The 17,126-nt window shown below is 61.9% G+C and carries 15 protein-coding genes and 1 tRNA gene; 7 read left to right on the top strand and 9 right to left on the bottom strand.

The features are described from left to right. Positions 1-80: 80 nt before the first annotated feature. The 4 genes from htpX to def form a co-directional block, all read right to left on the bottom strand. Complete coding sequence (gene htpX, locus BM438_RS12840; protein ID WP_093634626.1) at positions 81-938, bottom strand: zinc metalloprotease HtpX; 858 nt, start codon at positions 936-938, stop codon at positions 81-83. Between the two features lie 103 nt (positions 939-1,041). Further along, on the bottom strand, positions 1,042-1,683 hold the full coding sequence (locus BM438_RS12835) for a LysE family translocator (RefSeq protein WP_093634625.1): 642 nt from the start codon (positions 1,681-1,683) through the stop codon (positions 1,042-1,044). Between the two features lie 113 nt (positions 1,684-1,796). Then, on the bottom strand, positions 1,797-2,783 hold the full coding sequence (gene fmt, locus BM438_RS12830) for a methionyl-tRNA formyltransferase (protein ID WP_093634624.1): 987 nt from the start codon (positions 2,781-2,783) through the stop codon (positions 1,797-1,799). Positions 2,784-2,812: 29 nt separating this feature from the next. Next, the gene (def, locus tag BM438_RS12825; RefSeq protein ID WP_054037103.1) at positions 2,813-3,316 is read right to left on the bottom strand and encodes a peptide deformylase; all 504 of its coding nucleotides are present in this window, start codon (positions 3,314-3,316) and stop codon (positions 2,813-2,815) included. A 243-nt stretch (positions 3,317-3,559) separates the two neighbouring features. Here def and dprA point away from each other — a divergent pair, with 243 nt between their 5' ends. From dprA to BM438_RS12810, 3 genes are all read left to right on the top strand, one after another. Continuing rightward, the gene (gene dprA / locus BM438_RS12820; protein ID WP_093634623.1) at positions 3,560-4,681 is read left to right on the top strand and encodes a DNA-processing protein DprA; all 1,122 of its coding nucleotides are present in this window, start codon (positions 3,560-3,562) and stop codon (positions 4,679-4,681) included. Positions 4,682-4,771: 90 nt separating this feature from the next. Then, the gene (locus tag BM438_RS12815) at positions 4,772-5,149 is read left to right on the top strand and encodes a thioredoxin family protein (protein ID WP_093634622.1); all 378 of its coding nucleotides are present in this window, start codon (positions 4,772-4,774) and stop codon (positions 5,147-5,149) included. Between the two features lie 249 nt (positions 5,150-5,398). Beyond that, a complete protein-coding gene (locus BM438_RS12810) occupies positions 5,399-8,074 on the top strand; it encodes a DNA topoisomerase III (protein ID WP_093634621.1) in 2,676 nt (891 codons plus the stop codon). A 147-nt stretch (positions 8,075-8,221) separates the two neighbouring features. Here BM438_RS12810 and BM438_RS12805 read toward each other — a convergent pair whose 3' ends face one another. Next, positions 8,222-9,322, bottom strand: a complete 1,101-nt coding sequence (locus BM438_RS12805; RefSeq protein WP_093634620.1) for a LysR family transcriptional regulator — start codon at positions 9,320-9,322, stop codon at positions 8,222-8,224. A 341-nt stretch (positions 9,323-9,663) separates the two neighbouring features. Further along, complete coding sequence (locus BM438_RS12800) at positions 9,664-11,532, bottom strand: phosphoenolpyruvate carboxykinase (GTP) (protein ID WP_093634619.1); 1,869 nt, start codon at positions 11,530-11,532, stop codon at positions 9,664-9,666. A 377-nt stretch (positions 11,533-11,909) separates the two neighbouring features. Here BM438_RS12800 and BM438_RS12795 point away from each other — a divergent pair, with 377 nt between their 5' ends. Next, the gene (locus BM438_RS12795) at positions 11,910-12,923 is read left to right on the top strand and encodes a D-2-hydroxyacid dehydrogenase family protein (protein WP_093634682.1); all 1,014 of its coding nucleotides are present in this window, start codon (positions 11,910-11,912) and stop codon (positions 12,921-12,923) included. A gap of 46 nt (positions 12,924-12,969) precedes the next feature. Here the strand turns inward: BM438_RS12795 and BM438_RS12790 are convergent, their stop codons facing one another. Next, the gene (locus BM438_RS12790) at positions 12,970-13,845 is read right to left on the bottom strand and encodes a patatin-like phospholipase family protein (RefSeq protein WP_093634618.1); all 876 of its coding nucleotides are present in this window, start codon (positions 13,843-13,845) and stop codon (positions 12,970-12,972) included. Positions 13,846-13,889: 44 nt separating this feature from the next. Continuing rightward, entirely contained in the window at positions 13,890-14,294 is a 405-nt protein-coding gene (locus tag BM438_RS12785; RefSeq protein WP_028197697.1) for a PaaI family thioesterase, read from the bottom strand. Positions 14,295-14,496: 202 nt separating this feature from the next. Here BM438_RS12785 and BM438_RS12780 point away from each other — a divergent pair. The 3 genes from BM438_RS12780 (at position 14,497) to BM438_RS12770 (ending at position 16,122) form a co-directional block, all read left to right on the top strand. Next, positions 14,497-14,572 (top strand) — tRNA-Lys (locus tag BM438_RS12780). Between the two features lie 135 nt (positions 14,573-14,707). Continuing rightward, positions 14,708-15,448 carry a UPF0149 family protein gene (locus tag BM438_RS12775; RefSeq protein ID WP_093634617.1) on the top strand — a complete coding sequence of 247 codons (741 nt, stop codon included), beginning with the start codon at positions 14,708-14,710 and terminating at the stop codon, positions 15,446-15,448. 86 nt (positions 15,449-15,534) lie between these two features. Beyond that, positions 15,535-16,122 carry a LysE family translocator gene (locus tag BM438_RS12770; protein WP_093634616.1) on the top strand — a complete coding sequence of 196 codons (588 nt, stop codon included), beginning with the start codon at positions 15,535-15,537 and terminating at the stop codon, positions 16,120-16,122. 21 nt (positions 16,123-16,143) lie between these two features. Here the strand turns inward: BM438_RS12770 and BM438_RS12765 are convergent, their stop codons facing one another. Then, positions 16,144-16,986, bottom strand: a complete 843-nt coding sequence (locus BM438_RS12765; protein WP_093634615.1) for an AraC family transcriptional regulator — start codon at positions 16,984-16,986, stop codon at positions 16,144-16,146. Positions 16,987-17,126: the final 140 nt, after the last annotated feature.

Below are 17,126 nucleotides of genomic sequence, written 5' to 3'. Positions count from 1 at the left end.
ACTGGCGGTGGCGCTTGAACAAAAAAGGCGAGCCCGCAGACTCGCCTTTCTTCACGCCGGATCGCCAGGTCAGCTCACCGTTACTCGAAGCGCCCCGTACGCGCCATTTCCATCAAACGCGCGATGCGTTCCTCGGTGGCCGGGTGCGTCGAGAACAGATTCGCGATGCCGCCGCCCGCCAGCGGATTCATGATCATCATCTGCGCGGTGGCCGGATGCTGCTCGGCGGTGGGGAACGGAATGCCGCTCGCGTAGCGATGGATCTTGTCGAGCGCCGAGGCGAGCGCCTGCGGATCGCCGGAAATCTGCGCGCCGCCACGGTCCGCTTCGAATTCACGCGCACGCGAAATCGCCATCTGAATCAGCGCACCGGCGATCGGTGCGAGCAACGCCACAGCGATGCCCGCAATCGGGTTCGTGGGACGGCCGTTTTCGTCACGGCTGCCGAAGAACATCGCGAAGTTCGCCAGTGCGGAAATGGCGCCGGCCATGGTCGCCGACACCGTGGAGATCAGGATGTCACGGTGCTTCACGTGCGCCAGTTCGTGCGCCATCACGCCACGCATTTCGCGCTCGGACAGCACACGCAAGATGCCAGTGGTGGCGGCAACCGCCGCGTGCTCCGGATTGCGGCCGGTGGCGAACGCGTTCGGTGCGTCTTCGTTGATCAGGTAGACGCGCGGCATGGGCAGGCCGGCACGCGTGGAAAGCTCGCGCACCATGCGATAGAACTGCGGCGCACTGTTTTCGTCGACTTCCTGCGCGTTGTACATGCGCAGAACCATCTTGTCCGAGAACCAGTACGAAAAGAAATTCATCCCAAGGGCGATCACGAGCGCGATTGTCATACCGCGCGATCCGCCGATCATCCCGCCGATCACGATGAAAAGGGCCGTGATCGCGGCCATCAACATCGCGGTTTTGACCCAATTGAACATGTCTGCTACTCCTTGCCCTAACGCGGGTTCATATCTGCGCCGCGTGATCGCGGCGGCTGATTGTAAGCGAAATGTTAGATATGGGCGCGCGAGGAAAATTCAATCATCTTGATGCAGTGGCGAGCTTGATACCCAAGCCGACGAATGCGCCGCCGACGCCGCGATCCAGCCACCGCTTCACCAGCGGCTGGCCGGAGAAGCGCTGGGTCACGCTGCCGGCAACCCACGCGACAAAACTGTTCCAGATCATGCTCATCACGACGAACACCCCGCCGAGCGTGAGGAACGCCAATGCCTTATGGTCGCTGCCGGTTGTGACGAATTGCGGAAAGAACGACACGAAGAACAGCACGACCTTGGGATTCAGCACATTGGTCCAGAAGCCTTGCAAGAACAACTGACGCAACGATTTCGGCGCGCCGGCCGCGCGCGCTTCGCCCGCCGCCTGATCCGCCGCCGGTTTGACGAAAATCAGGCGCACGCCGAGATACATCAGATAAATAGCACCGACGAACTTGATGACCGTGAATGCCGTGGCTGAAGCGGCCAGAAGCGCCGTCAAGCCGAACGCGCAGGCAAGCGAATGAACGCAGCAACCGGCGGAAATGCCGAGCGCGGACATCAGCCCTGCGCCACGCCCCTGAGCGACGCTACGCCCGACGATGTATGCCGTATCGGGACCGGGCGTCACATTCAGCAGAAAGACGGCGACGACGAAAAACTCGAAATGGGTGATGCCAAACATGAAGATCCTCTAAACGCGGGCTGTTGCATAGAGGATTCTAACGCGCTGGTGGCTTGCAGCGTGGCTGTTGAACATCGGCCGAACGGACGATGTTCAAGCTATGCGCAAGGCGGTTATTTTGCTTCGGGCAGCTGGAAACGCTGACCCGCGGCCAGCGTGGCGCCGGCCAGGAATTCGCGCACCGGCAAGCGCTTGCCGCCGGGTTTTTGCAATTGCGTGAGACGCAGGGCGCCTTCGCCGCAGGCAACCACGACACCTTCCGGAGAAACGTCGGCGATCGTGCCGGGCGCTGTGTTGCCTTGTGCCTCGACCGGGACGGCTGCCCAGATCTTGATCGACGTACCGTCTTCCAGCGTGCCCACGCCACCGGGGAACGGGTCGAACGCACGTACCTGACGCGCGAGGACCGCAGCCGGCTTACGCCAGTCGAGCGCAGCCTCGTGCTTGCCGATCTTTTCCGCGTAAGTCACGCCGTCCGCGGGTTGCGGCGTTGCCGCCAGCTTGCCGCTGCGCTCGAGTTCGATCAGCGCTTCGACGATCAGCTTCGCGCCGTCCTGTGCGAGACGATCGTGGAGGGTGGCCGTGGTGTCGTCGGCGGAGATCGGCGTGCGCGCTTCGGAAATCATCGCGCCGGTATCGAGACCAACGTCCATCTGCATCAGCGTGATGCCGGTTTCCGTGTCGCCCGCCTCGATCGCGCGGTGGATCGGCGCGGCGCCGCGCCAGCGCGGCAGCAACGACCCGTGAATGTTGATACAGCCCAGTGGTGGAATATCGAGCACTTCCTGCGGCAGGATCAGACCGTAAGCGGCCACCACCATTACGTCGTGTGGCGTGGCACGCAGTTGGTCGATCGCGGCGGCGGCTTCGGCCGGATATTTGCCGACGCGGCGCAGCGAAGGCGGCTGCGCCACGGCAAGCCCGTGTTCCTGCGCGTAGCGCTTGACCGGACTCGCCTGCAATTTCATCCCGCGCCCCGCGGGCCGGTCGGGCTGCGTCAGCACGAGCGGCACCGGAAAACCGGCGCTGTGAATCGCGGCCAGCGCGGCCGCGGCGAACTCCGGCGTACCGGCAAAGATGACGCGCAACGAATGACTCATGAAGGGGCAGTAGGCGAGGTGGACGCGCGTTACATCGCGTGGGCGAGCTTCTTCATCTTGCTCTTGATGCGCGTCTGCTTGAGCGACGACAGGTACTCGACGAACACGCGGCCCATCAGGTGATCCATTTCGTGTTGAATGCACACGGCCAGCAAGCCTTCGCAATCCAGCTCGAAGGTTTCGCCCTTCTCGTTCAGCGCCCGCACGCGCACTTTCTCGGCACGCTCGACGTTGTCGTAAATGCCCGGTACCGAGAGGCAGCCCTCTTCCGATAACTTCTTCTCGTCGCTCGACCAGATGATTTCCGGATTGATGAAGGCGAGCAGTTCGTCGTGCGTTTCCGACACGTCGATCACGATCACGCGTTCATGCACGTCCACCTGGGTCGCAGCGAGGCCGACGCCGGGCGCGGCGTACATCGTTTCGGACATGTCGGCGACGAGCCGGCGGATGCGGTCGTTGACGACTTCGACCGGCTTCGCAATCTTGTGCAGCCGCTTGTCCGGGTAATTGAGAATGTTCAGTAAAGCCATGATCTTGAGTGTGTTTTTTCGGCGCCGCTGCCGGTGGAAGGCTAGCGTTGGCCATTCGGCCAGGTTGTGGGCACATCGCGTTACGCAGAGGATAGAGGCTGTCGAACCGGTTCGATTCAACGCGCCACGTGCGCCAAACGACGAGCCCGCGCGGGTGGGCGCGGCGCTGCAGTTATTTCGGATGATGAAAATTTTAGCATGGCGCCCGCCTGCCCGCTGGCCCAGTAAGAGGATCGACCGTCAATGGATACCTTACCCGCAACCCATATTGAACTCGCCGCCTGGCTGCGGCTTTCGCTCGCGCCGGGGCTGAAGCCCGCTGCCCTGCGCCTACTGCTGGGTGCTTTCGGACTGCCGGAAGCGATCTTCAATCAATCGCCCGAGGCGCTTGCCGAGTTCGCAGGCGAGGCCGCGGCGCGCGCCGTGCTGGCGCCGTCCGGCCCGGATTTCGACGCGCAACTCGACGCGGTGATCGCATGGAGCGAGCTGCCCGGCAACCACGTGGTGACACTCGACGACCCCGCCTACCCGCCCGCGCTGCTGACCATGCCCGATCCGCCGCCACTACTATATATAAAGGGCCGGCTCGAGCTGTTGCATACGAAGGCGGTCGCGCTGGTGGGCAGCCGCAGCGCGACGCCGCAAGGCGCGGAGGACGCGGAGCGCTTTGCGCGTGAGCTTTCGCAGGCCGGTGTCACGATCGTTTCCGGGCTCGCGCTGGGCATCGACGGTGCCGCGCATCGAGGCGGCCTGGAAGGCGCCGGTAGTACGGTGGCCGTGATCGGCACCGGAGCTGACCTCGTGTATCCGGCCGCGCATCATGCACTGGCGCGGCAGATTGCAACGCAAGGCGCGATCCTTTCGGAATGGCCGCTCGGCACGCCGGCGCGCGCCGCCAATTTTCCGCAACGCAACCGTTTGATCGCCGGCCTCGTCAGCGGGGTTGTGATCGTCGAGGCCGCCATGCGCTCGGGCTCGCTGATCACAGCTCGGCTTGCCAATGAAATGGGGCGCGATATCTTCGCCCTGCCCGGCTCGATCCATGCGCCCTTGTCGCGCGGTTGTCATCGAATCATCAAGCAGGGCGCCAAGCTGGTGGAAACGCCCGATGAGGTGCTGGAAGAATTGGGCATCGCGAAGCCCGTAGCAACTGCGCCGGCATCACCCACAGCCCCGCCGGCCATGAGCGCAGAGGCGTTGCAACTCCTCGACGCACTCGGCCACGCCCCCGCCACGCTTGAAATTCTTGCCACCCGTACCGAGATGGGGGACGCGGCATTGCAAAACACGCTGCTGCAGCTCGAACTCGCCGGCCAGGTGACCGCGCTGCCCGGCGGCCGCTTCACGCGAGCCACCCACGGCTGACCCCGCATGGACCATGGGTTGACCACCATTCGGGATCGGCCATGCTACATTCGCGCCAAAGCACCTGACAAAAGTACGCAAGGAACGACCATGCCCGCGCTGAATCTCGACACCGACCAAGACCGGATCGCCGAGCGCGTCAACGAACCCGACACGCTGTTCGTTGCCTGCCTGTGCGCGGAGTGGTGCGGGACGTGCCGTGAGTATCGGGATGCCTTCGACCAGCTGGCCGATAAGCATCCGGAGATCTGTTTCGCATGGATCGACATCGAAACGCATGCGGACCGCTTCGACGATCTGGATGTCGAGAATTTCCCGACCATCCTGATCGAAGACTCAGTAACGACACGTTTTTTTGGCACGGTTTTGCCGCAGGCGGCGATTGTGGAGCGGATGTTGTCCGATCTGACGGCCGTGCCCGGCGTCAGCGGCGCACCCAAACTGCGGCCCGCGCTCGCCGTCGCGTGACTGTGGCCGCCGGCCGCTGAACCTTGCGGCACGGGCGTTGCGAGCGACACACAGCGCGTTTTCCGCAGCTTGCCCAGTTACTGAGCGCGCAATTATCATGGCGCGCTTTTTATGGCACTTGACACGCCGCGTTGGCGCCGTGTGCTATAAAGCGGTCGTTATTGGGTCGCAAAGGTCGCAAACGAGGGTCGCGCTAATAAATGCGCACTCAAGGCCATCAACCCGGATCTACCAACCTCACATCGAGTCATGTCCAAAGCACTGATCATCGCCGAAAAGCCTTCCGTCGCGAACGACATCGCGCGGGCTTTGGGCGGCTTTACCAAGCATGACGAATACTACGAAAGCGACGAGTACGTCCTTTCCTCGGCAGTCGGCCACTTGCTGGAAATTGCCGCGCCCGAAGACTATGAAGTCAAGCGCGGCAAGTGGAGCTTCGCCAACCTGCCCGTCATTCCGCCGCATTTCGATCTGAATCCGATCGCCAAGAGCGAGTCGCGCCTGAAGGTGCTGACCAAGCTGCTCAAGCGTAAAGACGTCGATCGCCTGATTAACGCATGTGACGCGGGGCGCGAGGGCGAGCTGATTTTCCGCCTGATCGCGCAACACGCGAAAGCCAAGCAACCGGTACAGCGCCTGTGGCTTCAGTCGATGACAGCCGGCTCGATTCGCGACGGCTTTGCCCGTCTGCGCAGCGACGAAGAAATGCAGCCACTCGCCGATGCGGCGCGCTGCCGCTCGGAAGCGGACTGGCTGGTCGGCATCAACGGCACGCGCGCCATGACCGCGTTCAACAGCAAGGGCGGCGGCTTCTTCCTGACCACGGTCGGGCGAGTGCAGACGCCGACGCTGTCGATCGTCGTCGAGCGCGAAGAAAAGATTCGCCGCTTCGTGCCGCGCGATTACTGGGAAGTGAAGGCGGAGTTCGTCTGCGCAGCCGGTTTCTACGAAGGCCGCTGGTTCGATCCGCAATTCAAGCGCGACGAGTTCGATCCTGAAAAACGCGATTCGCGCCTGTGGGCACTGCCCGCGGCCGAGACGATCGTCGCTGCCTGCCGCGGCCAGATCGGCAAGGTAACCGAAGAATCGAAGCCGTCCACGCAACTGTCGCCGGCGCTGTTCGACCTGACCAGCTTGCAGCGTGAGGCCAACGGCCGCTTCGGCTTCTCGGCGAAGAACACGCTGGGCCTCGCTCAGGCGCTGTACGAAAAGCACAAGGTGCTGACCTATCCCCGGACCGACGCGCGCGCGTTGCCGGAAGACTATATGGATACGGTCAAGGAAACGCTGGGCATGCTCAAGGAGAGCAACAACTATCTCCCGTACGCCAAGCAGGTGCTCGACAAGGGCTGGGTGAAACCGAACAAGCGCATCTTCGATAACTCGAAAATCAGCGACCACTTCGCAATCATCCCGACGGCGCAGGCGCCGAAGAATCTGTCCGAGCCGGAACAGAAGCTCTACGACCTGGTCGTGAAGCGCTTCCTGTCGGTGTTCTTCCCGGCCGCTGAGTACCGGGTGACGACGCGGATCACGGAAGTGGTCGGTCATCACTTCAAGACTGAAGGCAAGGTGCTGGTCGAACCGGGCTGGTTGCAGGTCTACGGCCGCGAAATCAGCGGTGAAGACGCGAACCTCGTGCCGGTTCAGAAGGACGAGAAGGTCAAGACGGACAAGATCGCCGCCCAGCAACTGGTGACGAAACCGCCCGCACGCTACAACGAAGCGACCTTGCTCTCGGCCATGGAAGGCGCGGGCAAACTGGTCGAAGACGACGAGTTGCGCGAAGCCATGGCGGCCAAGGGGCTCGGCACGCCGGCCACGCGCGCCGCCATCATCGAAGGCCTGCTTGGCGAAAAGTATCTGATCCGCGAAGGCCGCGATCTGATTCCGACCGCCAAGGCATTCCAGCTGATGACACTGCTGCGCGGCCTCGGCGTGAAGGAACTGACCGCGCCGGAATTGACCGGCGAGTGGGAATACAAGCTCTCGCAAATGGAGCGTGGCAACCTGCCGCGCGACGCGTTCATGCAGGAAATCGCCCGCATGACGCAAACCATCGTCAAGCGCGCGAAGGAATACGATTCCGACACGATCCCGGGCGATTACGCGACGTTGCAAACGCCGTGTCCGAATTGCGGCGGTCAGGTGAAGGAAAACTACCGGCGCTTTGCGTGCTCGAAGTGCGAGTTTTCGATCTCGAAGATTCCGGGCGGCCGTCAGTTCGAAATCCCGGAAGTTGAAGAGCTGCTGCAGAACAAGACCATCGGACCGCTGTCGGGTTTCCGCAGCAAGATGGGCCGTCCGTTCTCGGCGATCCTCAAGCTCTCGCTCGATGACGAGATCAAGAACTACAAGCTCGAATTCGACTTCGGCCAGGACTCCGGCGGCGAAGACGGCGAACCGCCTGACTTCTCCGATCAGGAGGCAGTCGGCTCATGCCCGAAGTGCAAGGGTCGCGTGTTCGAACATGGCATGAGCTATGTCTGCGAGAACTCGGTTGCCAATCCGAAGACTTGCGACTTCCGCTCGGGCAAGGTGATTCTGCAGCAGGAAATCGCGCGTGAGCAGATGTCGAAGTTGCTCGAGGAAGGACGCACCGACCTGCTGACGAACTTCAAGTCGTCGCGCACCGGCCGCAACTTTAAGGCGTTCCTCGTCAAGCAGAACGACGGCAAGATCGGCTTCGAATTCGAGAAGAAAGAGCCGTCGGCCAAGACCGCAGCGAAAACCGCGGCGGCGAAGACGGCAGCGAAGGCAGCGCCGGAGTCTGATGACGAAGACGCACCGGTCGCAGTAAAGGCGGCGCCCACGAAGAAGGCCGCGGCGAAGAAAGCACCGGCCACGAAGACTGCGGCAGCGAAAACCGCCGCAGCCAAGAAGGCGCCGGCCAAGAAAGCGGTAGCGCGCAAGACAGGCTCGTAATTCGGGCGGAAGCTGGAAGGTATTCAGCTTCCGGCCAGCTTCGAACTTGCCGATAAAAAAGGCGCAGTCACTTACGTGACTGCGCCTTTTTATTTGTCGGCCCGACTGCGCTTAGCTCAAACGCCGCCGGCACCTTCGCCCGAATCGTTACAGCGGCGACACAGCGGTAGGCCGCGGACGATTCGTCGTCTTCGTCAAAGTCTTCGGCAGCGGCGATAACTCGCTATCCAACAGCCGTGACAGCGGCTCAGCGCCATCGAATGCTTCCGGCGGCATGGGGTCCGCTGAATCGAGCGCGGCGGACGTGGCGGGCCTGCCAAGCCCGTCCTTGATCCACTGCTCACCGAGCAGACTGTTCGGCGTCTGGCTGAAATGCTCGACCAGATGATCGATGAACGTACGCACCTTCGCCGGCAAATGACGGCGGCTCGGATACGCGATGTTGATCTCGACCTGCGGCAAACGGAAATCGCCGAGCAAACGCACGAGCCTGCCGCGCGTCATGTCGCGGCCGATCAGGTAACTCGGCAGAATCGCGATACCCATGCCGAGCAGCGCGAACTGCCGCAGCATCTCCGTGTTGTTCGCCACGATAACGTTGACCGGCCGCACGCGCACTTCGCCTTCCGAACCCGTGAACACGCGCTCGTCACCCCAATACTCGGACGGCAAGCTCAGGCACGGGTGCTCGAGCAGATGCTCGGGACGCGTGGGCGTGCCGTGCTTTTCCAGATACGCAGGCGTCGCGCACACCGTCATGCAGCCAGTGGTCAAACGCCGCGTGACAATGCTCGCGCTGCGCATCTGCCGTGTGACCACCACGCCAACGTCGAAACCTTCTTCGACCAGATCAACCTGACGGTCGACCAGCGTGACATCGGGAATGACTTTCGGATAGCGCTCTGCGTAGGTTTGCAGCACAGGCGCGAGGTTATGCAACCCGAACACGACCGGCGCAACTATCCGCAACGTGCCGACGGGTTCGTGATTGCGCGCGACCACCATCTGCTCGACGTCTTCCAGTTCGTCGAGAATCTGGCGCGCGCGCTCGAGATAAACCTGACCGGATTCGGTCAGAGACAAGCTGCGGGTTGTGCGATTGAGCAGCCGCGTACCAAGACGGCCTTCGAGATCGGCAACGTGACGGGTGGCAACTGCGTTGGAAATATCCATCGCGCTCGCAGCGCGGGCAAAACTGCCGAGATCCGCCACTTTGACGAAAACTCGCATCGACTGCAAATGATCCATAAGACAACTCCTGCCGTGTTACAGCTTCCTGACAATTAGTGAAAACCAGTGAAGCGAACTTGGAATTCTCCTACGACTCGCGAAATCGTGCAGAAGTTGCCCGCGAAAGACGAAATATTGTCGAAATTTGTGCGACTGTGTTCCCCAGTGCGGGGCACGACCTTCGATTGTTCCGACAAGAGCAACAATCTGCTGCAGCGCAGCTTGCACTGCCTTTTTTGTTCGAACAGATGCAACGGTCGTCCGGCATTGTGAAATGCTAAAAAGTCGCAATGCGGGGCCGGATCGGAAAAGAAAAACCGCCCGAAGGCGGCTTCCGTGCGAAGTGACCACTCACCTAATCAGGCAGCGAGCTTTCCTTCGAGTGCGAGCTTGGTCTCTGCCAAAGCCGGCGGCAGACCTTGCTGCAACGTGTCAAATAGCTCGGTATGGAGCGCGAGTTCGGCGCGCCAGGCTGCGTCGTCGACCGAGATTACCTGCTGGAATTGCTCGCGGCTGAAATCCAGGCCGCTCCAGTCGAGGTCTTCGTAGTGCGGCGACACGCCGAACGCGTGTTCTTCACCTTGCGCCTTGCCTTCGATACGTCCGACCATCCAACTCAGCACGCGCATGTTCTCGCCGAAGCCCGGCCAGACGAACTTGCCATCCGCGCCCTTGCGGAACCAGTTGACACAGAAGATTTTCGGCAGCTTCGCGTTCAGTTTCTCGAGACGCTCGCCGGTTTTCAGCCAGTGGCCGAAGTAGTCGCTCATGTTGTAGCCGCAGAACGGCAGCATCGCGAACGGGTCGCGGCGCACCACGCCCTGCTGCCCCGCCGCCGCTGCGGTCGTTTCCGAGCCCATGGTGGCCGCCATGTAGACGCCTTCAACCCAGTTGCGCGCTTCGGTGACGAGCGGCACGGTCGTCGAACGGCGGCCGCCGAAAATGAACGCGTCAATCGCCACGCCCGCCGGGTTCTCCCAGTCGGCATCGATCGACGGACATTGCGAAGCCGGCGCTGTGAAGCGCGCGTTCGGATGCGCGGCCTTGCGCCCGCTCTCCTTCGCGCTCGCCGGCGTCCAGTCCTTGCCCTGCCAGTCGATCAGGTGCGCGGGCGGCTCGTCGGTCATGCCTTCCCACCAGACGTCGCCGTCGTCGGTCAGCGCGACGTTCGTGAAGATGACGTTTTCCTTCAGCGTGGCCATCGCGTTGAAGTTGGTCTTTTCGCTTGTGCCCGGCGCGACGCCGAAATACCCCGCCTCCGGGTTGATCGCGTAGAGACGGCCGTCCTTACCCGGCTTGATCCATGCAATATCGTCGCCGATCGTGGAGATTTTCCAGCCGTTCAGGCCTTCCGGCGGAATCAGCATCGCAAAGTTGGTCTTGCCGCACGCCGACGGAAACGCCGCCGCGACGTGATGCTTCTGTCCTTGCGGCGACGTCACGCCGAGAATCAGCATGTGTTCGGCGAGCCAGCCTTCGGCACGGCCCATCGTGGACGCGATACGCAACGCAAAGCACTTCTTGCCGAGCAACGCGTTGCCGCCATAGCCCGAGCCGTAACTCCAGATTTCGCGCGATTCGGGGAAATGAACGATGTATTTGGTGTCGTTGCACGGCCACGGCACGTCTTTCTCGCCCGCCGCGAGCGGCGCGCCGACGGAATGCACGCACGGCACGAACTCGCCATCTTCGCCCAGCACCTCGTACACCTTGCGACCCATGCGCGTCATGATGCGCATGTTGGTGACCACGTACGGGCTGTCGCTCAACTCGACGCCGATGTGCGCGATCGGCGAACCGAGCGGCCCCATCGAGAACGGCACCACGTACATGGTGCGGCCGCGCATGGCGCCGTCGAAGAGGCCGTTGAGCGTCGCACGCATCTCAGCCGGTTCGATCCAGTTATTGGTTGGCCCGGCATCTTCACGACGCTGCGAGCAGATGTAAGTGCGATCTTCGACACGCGCCACGTCCGACGGATCGGACCATGCGAGATAGGAATTGGGACGTTTGGCGGGATTGAGCTTCTTGAGGGTGCCGGCTTCGACCATCTGGGCACACAGGCGGTCGTACTCTTCCTGTGAACCGTCGCACCAGACGATTCGATCGGGCTGGGTCACGGCGGCAACGCGCTGGACCCACTCGATCAGTTTTCGGTGCTTGACCCACTCGGGCGCCCCTGCGGACGCCTCGATAGTGGGCTGTCCTTCGAATGAGGGATGATTCATCGACCTGTCTCCGTTTTGAAAGCAATAGAAAAACGGTACAAGCCCAGTGACGCTGCATGCGAGAGGCGTTCAATTCATCGCGACGACATTCCTGCAAGCCGACGCGTAATTTGTGCAGGTCATCATGGGCTACACAGCCTGTTGCACGGAGGTTCCAGCCGACGGTCGTCTGCAACCGTCTGTAAAGCGACTTGCCTCAACACGCAACAAACTGTTAAAAACGATGTCAATCGGCCTTGCCGTGGCGCTGCCGTTCTACGCGGCAGCTTCTACAGTAAGGCATTCAGCCAGACCGGCATGTGACCTGGGTCACATGGTGGGACAGTCAGCATAACACTCGGTTCCGCACCGCTATGGTGCACCGCAAGACACATACCATGAAGATTGCCATCCTCGACGATTACCAGGACGCCGTCCGCAAGCTCGACTGCTTTCAACTGCTGGCCGACCATGAGGTCAAGGTTTTCAACAACACCGTCCGCGGTCTCGGCCAGCTGGCGAGCCGCCTTTCCGAAGTCGATGCACTCGTCCTGATTCGCGAACGTACCCGCATCAACTCGCAACTACTCGATAAATTGCCGCGTTTGCGCATGATCAGCCAAACCGGCAAAGTCTCCAGCCATATCGATCTGGCAGCTTGTACCGAGCGCGGCATTGCCGTGCTGGAAGGCAGCGGCTCACCGACCGCGCCGGCCGAACTGACGTGGGCTCTCATCATGGCCGCTCAACGGCGGATTCCGCAATACGTAGCAAACCTTAAGCAAGGGGCCTGGCAGCAGTCCGGTTTGAAGACATCTGCGCTGCCGCCGAACTTCGGTTTGGGCCAGGTGCTGCGCGGCCAGACGCTGGGGATTTGGGGTTACGGCAAGATCGGCCGCTTGCTTGCCGGGTACGGCAAGGCATTCGGCATGAACGTGCTGATCTGGGGCCGCGAGCATTCGCGTGAAGCGGCTCGCGCGGACGGCTTTGGCGTGGCCGAGAGCCGCGAGGCCTTGTTCGAGCAGAGCGACGTGCTGTCGTTGCACCTGCGACTGCATGACGACACGCGCGGCATCGTCAAGCAGGAAGACCTGATGCGGATGAAGCCGACCGCGTTGCTCGTGAACACGAGCCGGGCCGAATTGCTCGACGACAATGCGCTCGTCAATGCGTTGTCGCACAACCGTCCGGGGATGGTCGCGATCGACGTCTACGAAAGCGAGCCGATTCTGCAGGGCTACAGCCTGCTGCGCATGGAGAACGTGATCTGCACGCCGCACATCGGCTACGTGGAACGCGAGAGCTACGAGCTGTATTTCACCGCTGCATTCCAGAACATTCTGGCTTTCGACGCCGGCGATACGTCCAGCGTGGCGAATCCGGAAGCGTTGCAGGGCGGGCGCCGGCGTTAATTTTCGGCGTTAGTCTCGCGCCCGCCGTTGCTCACCTCAGTTCACCTCAGCGCGCTTCGTGCGCGCCGGCTTCCAGCAGATCGGGCATGCGTTCCAGAAAGGTCTCGCCGTCGGCGCGGCCGAGGTTGTACGCGTGCACCATCTGCGAGGGGCTCGTGTAGTCCCAACTCGAAATGGGCACCTTGCGCGACGGCTGCACGTAGAGCCGTTGCTGCACGCCGTGCGGCACGACGAACATCTGCGGCCGCGGATAAAGACGCGTGACCATCACCAGCACGTTGCCGGGCGCATCGGCGTCGAGCGCGCCGACCGGCACGTTGTCGACCATCCCGCCGTCGAGCACCGGCCGGCCATTGCGCCGTAAAACCGGCGTGAACGGCGGCGTACTCGACGATTGCAGGATCAGATCGGCGAGGTCCTCGACGCTCGCGCAATCCTGCGCGCGCACGAATTCCGGATGAAAGCCAAGCGTCTGACCCAAGGTCGGATGCAGCGTTTTGCGCACGTATTTCTCGATGTTGTACGCGATCAGGCCCGCGGCAACGGCGCTGCGCGCGCCAAGCCAGCGCGGCAGGTGCGACACGCCGATGCGGATTTCGGGCGCGTCGGCGAGCGTAGAAAATTTGTCGCGATAGATATCGAGCAGCGCCTGCCGGTAGATCCGATAGTGCGGGAAAACCGATTCGCCACGCAGCAGATTGCCCCAGTAGGCATTGCGAGTGTTGTGGCGCAGCGCGTCTTCGTAGTAGCGCATGACCCAGTCGGAATCGCGCGTGTAGAGCATGCACGCAGTGGCGGCGCCGGCCGAAATGCCGGCGATGACGCGCGGACGGATATCCAGCTCCGGCTGCACCACGTCCCAAAATCCCGCCTGCCACCAGCAGCGATTGCCGCCGCCGGCGAATACGACCTGATCGAACATCTTGGCTTTTTCCTCTAATACAGCTTGCTGGCCCGTTTCAGGTGTCAGTCGAGCAGCGCGTAGGTGGTGGTGGCGTGGACGGCCATGTTGCCGGCTTCGTCGAATAACTCGACTTCGCCGAACACGAGATTACGGCCCATGCGCAGCACGCGCGCGGTGATCAGCACGTCGCCGTTGCGGACCGCGCGCATGAAACTGATGTTGAGCGAGACGGTGCTCATCGGCTTGAAACCGCCGAGCGCGGCCGAAATCGCGACGATCATTGCCGTGTCGGCGGCCGCCATGAATACCTGGCCGCAGATCACGCCGCCGGAGTGGCGCAGTCCACCGGAAAACGGCAGGCGCAAGGTCGCACTTTCTTCGTCGACCTTGACCGGAGTCAGCGTAAGCGCGCGGACCCAGGGTGCGAGGATGCGGTCGAGCAGCTCGTTAATCTCTTTATCATCCATGGCGGTCCCCGGTCGAAAGCCGCGCGACGCTTCGCGCGGCAGGTATCCGCGACATGATACCGGCACGGAGAACCGCGCGCCTTCCCGCTGCCTCAAGGCTGGCAGCTCGAGTGCCGGGTCGCCGCCCTTCCAGATTTTTTAAGAAATCTGCTAAAGGGGCTTGGCAATCTCGGAAAGTTTCGGCATAATTTCGCTTCTGTTGGGGGCGTTAGCTCAGTTGGTAGAGCAGCGGACTCTTAATCCGTAGGTCGAGTGTTCGAGTCACTCACGCCCCACCAAAGCATTCAACAAAAAGCCCGGTCCTTGCGACTGGGCTTTTTGCTTTTCAGCGCCGGTGCGGTGCGAAAATACCGGCTCCGCATTCCCCCGACATGCCATCGGGAACCCACGATCCAAAACGCCGGAATCGCACTATGTCCAAGTCAAAATTACGCCCCGGGGATCTGGGTGCCCCGCTCTCCGAAAAAGAGTTCGAAGAACTCGATGACTTTCTGACTTCCGACCAGACGTCGGACGAGACCCTAACAATCATGGGCCTGGACGGCTATCTGACCGCCTTGGCCATCGGCCCCACTACCGTACCGCCAAGTTACTGGCTGCCACGAGTCTGGGGCCCGAACGAGGATGACGCTCCCAAATTCGAGACAACGGATCAGGCGCAGCATATTCTCGGACTGATCTTGCGGGACATGAACGGCATCATCACCAGCCTCGAAGACGACCCGGACGATTTCGAACCAGTGCTTGCCTTTAGGCGGATAGGCGACCGCGAATACCTCGACGGCGAAGCGTGGGCTTTGGGCTTCATGGAAGGCCTCATGCTGGTTCGGGCAGATTGGCAAGCGCTGTTCGATAACGAGCAGGGCCGGGAATGGCTGAATCCGCTGTATCTGATGGGCTCGGACGAGATTCTGCCGGAAGAGCAGCAGTTGATCGCCACGGCAGAACAGCGGGAAGTCCTCACCAAACAGATTCCCGCCAGCATCGCCGCGATCTATCGTTTCTGGCTGCCCCACCGTCAGGCAGTCCATGAGCGAAAGCTCTCCGCCGCGATGCAGCGCACTGAACCCAAAGTCGGACGCAACGACCCCTGTCCTTGCGGCAGCGGCAAGAAATTCAAGAAATGCTGCGGCGCTGCGGCGGAGCTTCACTGAAAGTCATTTCCTTCAATACACCCCACCCCGCTGCACGATACCGTTGAGCGCCGCAAATCCTGCGCACTCACGTATCGAGGCATCAGATGACCGTCTTACTCTCCATGGCCGCGTTCGCGTTGGCATCGTCGATTTCTCCCGGGCCTGTCAATGTCGTCGCGCTTAGCGCCGGCGCGCAACATGGATTCTCCGCGAGCATGCGGCACGTGACCGGTGCGACCGTCGGGTTCACGCTGCTGTTGTTGCTCATCGGTCTGGGTCTGCACGAGTTGCTCGCGCATTTCCCCAATCTGATCGACATCGTCAAATGGGCCGGCGTCGGGTTCCTGCTTTACATGGCCTACAAACTCGCCGTTGATGACGGCAAGCTCGGCGCGGACAAGCCCACCCGCGGACCCTCCTTCGCCTACGGCGCAGCGATGCAATGGCTCAATCCGAAAGCGTGGCTCGCGTCGCTAGCCGGCATGGGTGCCTACGCGGCCGATGGCGACGGCCGGCTCGTCTGGCAATTCACCGTCGTGTACTTCGTGGTTTGCTATCTGTCGATTGCCAGCTGGGCGTATGCCGGCACGTTCCTGCGTCGATACTTGCAGGAGCCGAAGCGCGTGAGGTTTTTCAATCGTGTGATGGCGGCTTTGCTCGCGGCTAGCGCGTTGTATCTGCTGATAGCGTGACGCGAAACACGCGTCCGCAATTCAACTGCGATACTGCCCCGGTGTCGCCGCAACCAGCCGCTTGAAGGTCCGCTGCAAATGCGCCTGATCGGCAAAGCCCGCATCGAGCGCGACGTCCGCGATCGGGTGGCCGCGCCGGAGTTGCGCGCGGCTGAACTGGATGCGTCGGTTGATCAGATACGCGTGCGGCGTCATGCCGTAACGCTGTTTGAATGCGCGGATCAGGTGCGAAGCGGATAGCTCAGCCGCCTCGCACACATCCTCGAGCTTCAGCGGACGGGTGCAATTCTCGGCGATGAATTCCGCGGCGCGCGCGAGTTGGCCGCTCGCATCGTGATCCGGCAAGGGCGCCGGATTCAACTTTTGCTGGACTTCCGAGAAGAACGAGAGCGCTGCGCTTTCCTTGCGCATGGGCTCGCTGTCATCGTCGACGAGAATCGCGTAGAGACGGTTCAAACCGTCGAACAACGCCGGGTCCGTCGTCATGGTCTGCGAGAAAGCGCGAAACGCGTGGTTGTCGCTGAAACCCAGGTCGTGTTGCAGACCCGTGAGCCAATCAACGTCCACATGCAGCATCCGATACGACCAGCGCTCGTCGGCAACCGGGTTGCACGCGTGCACGTCGTCCGGATTCATCATCACGACCGCACCGGCGCCGATCCATTCACTCGCGTGACGATTCAAATACACGCTACGGCCGCCGGTGACGGCGCCGATCGAGAACGTCTCGTGCGAGTGCTTGGCATAGCAGACCTCGCGGCCGTCTTCGATGGAACGCGCCTCGATGAACGGCAACGCGTCATCGCGCCAGAATTTCGGCGCCGCCATCACCGCTGAATCACTCCGGTCATTCGTCCCGCTCATCTCGTGCTCCTCGGTCAGGCGCTTTATTCCGTCGCAACTTCGTCGCCGCGGCACAGTCGGCGCGAACCACATCGTAACGGTCCAAACCGCCTCGGACCAGCGTCGAACGCATCGTATCCCCAGGAAATCCCGGAATTCCA

Source organism: Paraburkholderia aspalathi, assembly GCF_900116445.1.
Taxonomy (GTDB): domain Bacteria; phylum Pseudomonadota; class Gammaproteobacteria; order Burkholderiales; family Burkholderiaceae; genus Paraburkholderia; species Paraburkholderia aspalathi.
Note: the sequence above shows the minus strand (reverse complement) of the source record. Positions and strands in the feature narration are given on the sequence as shown.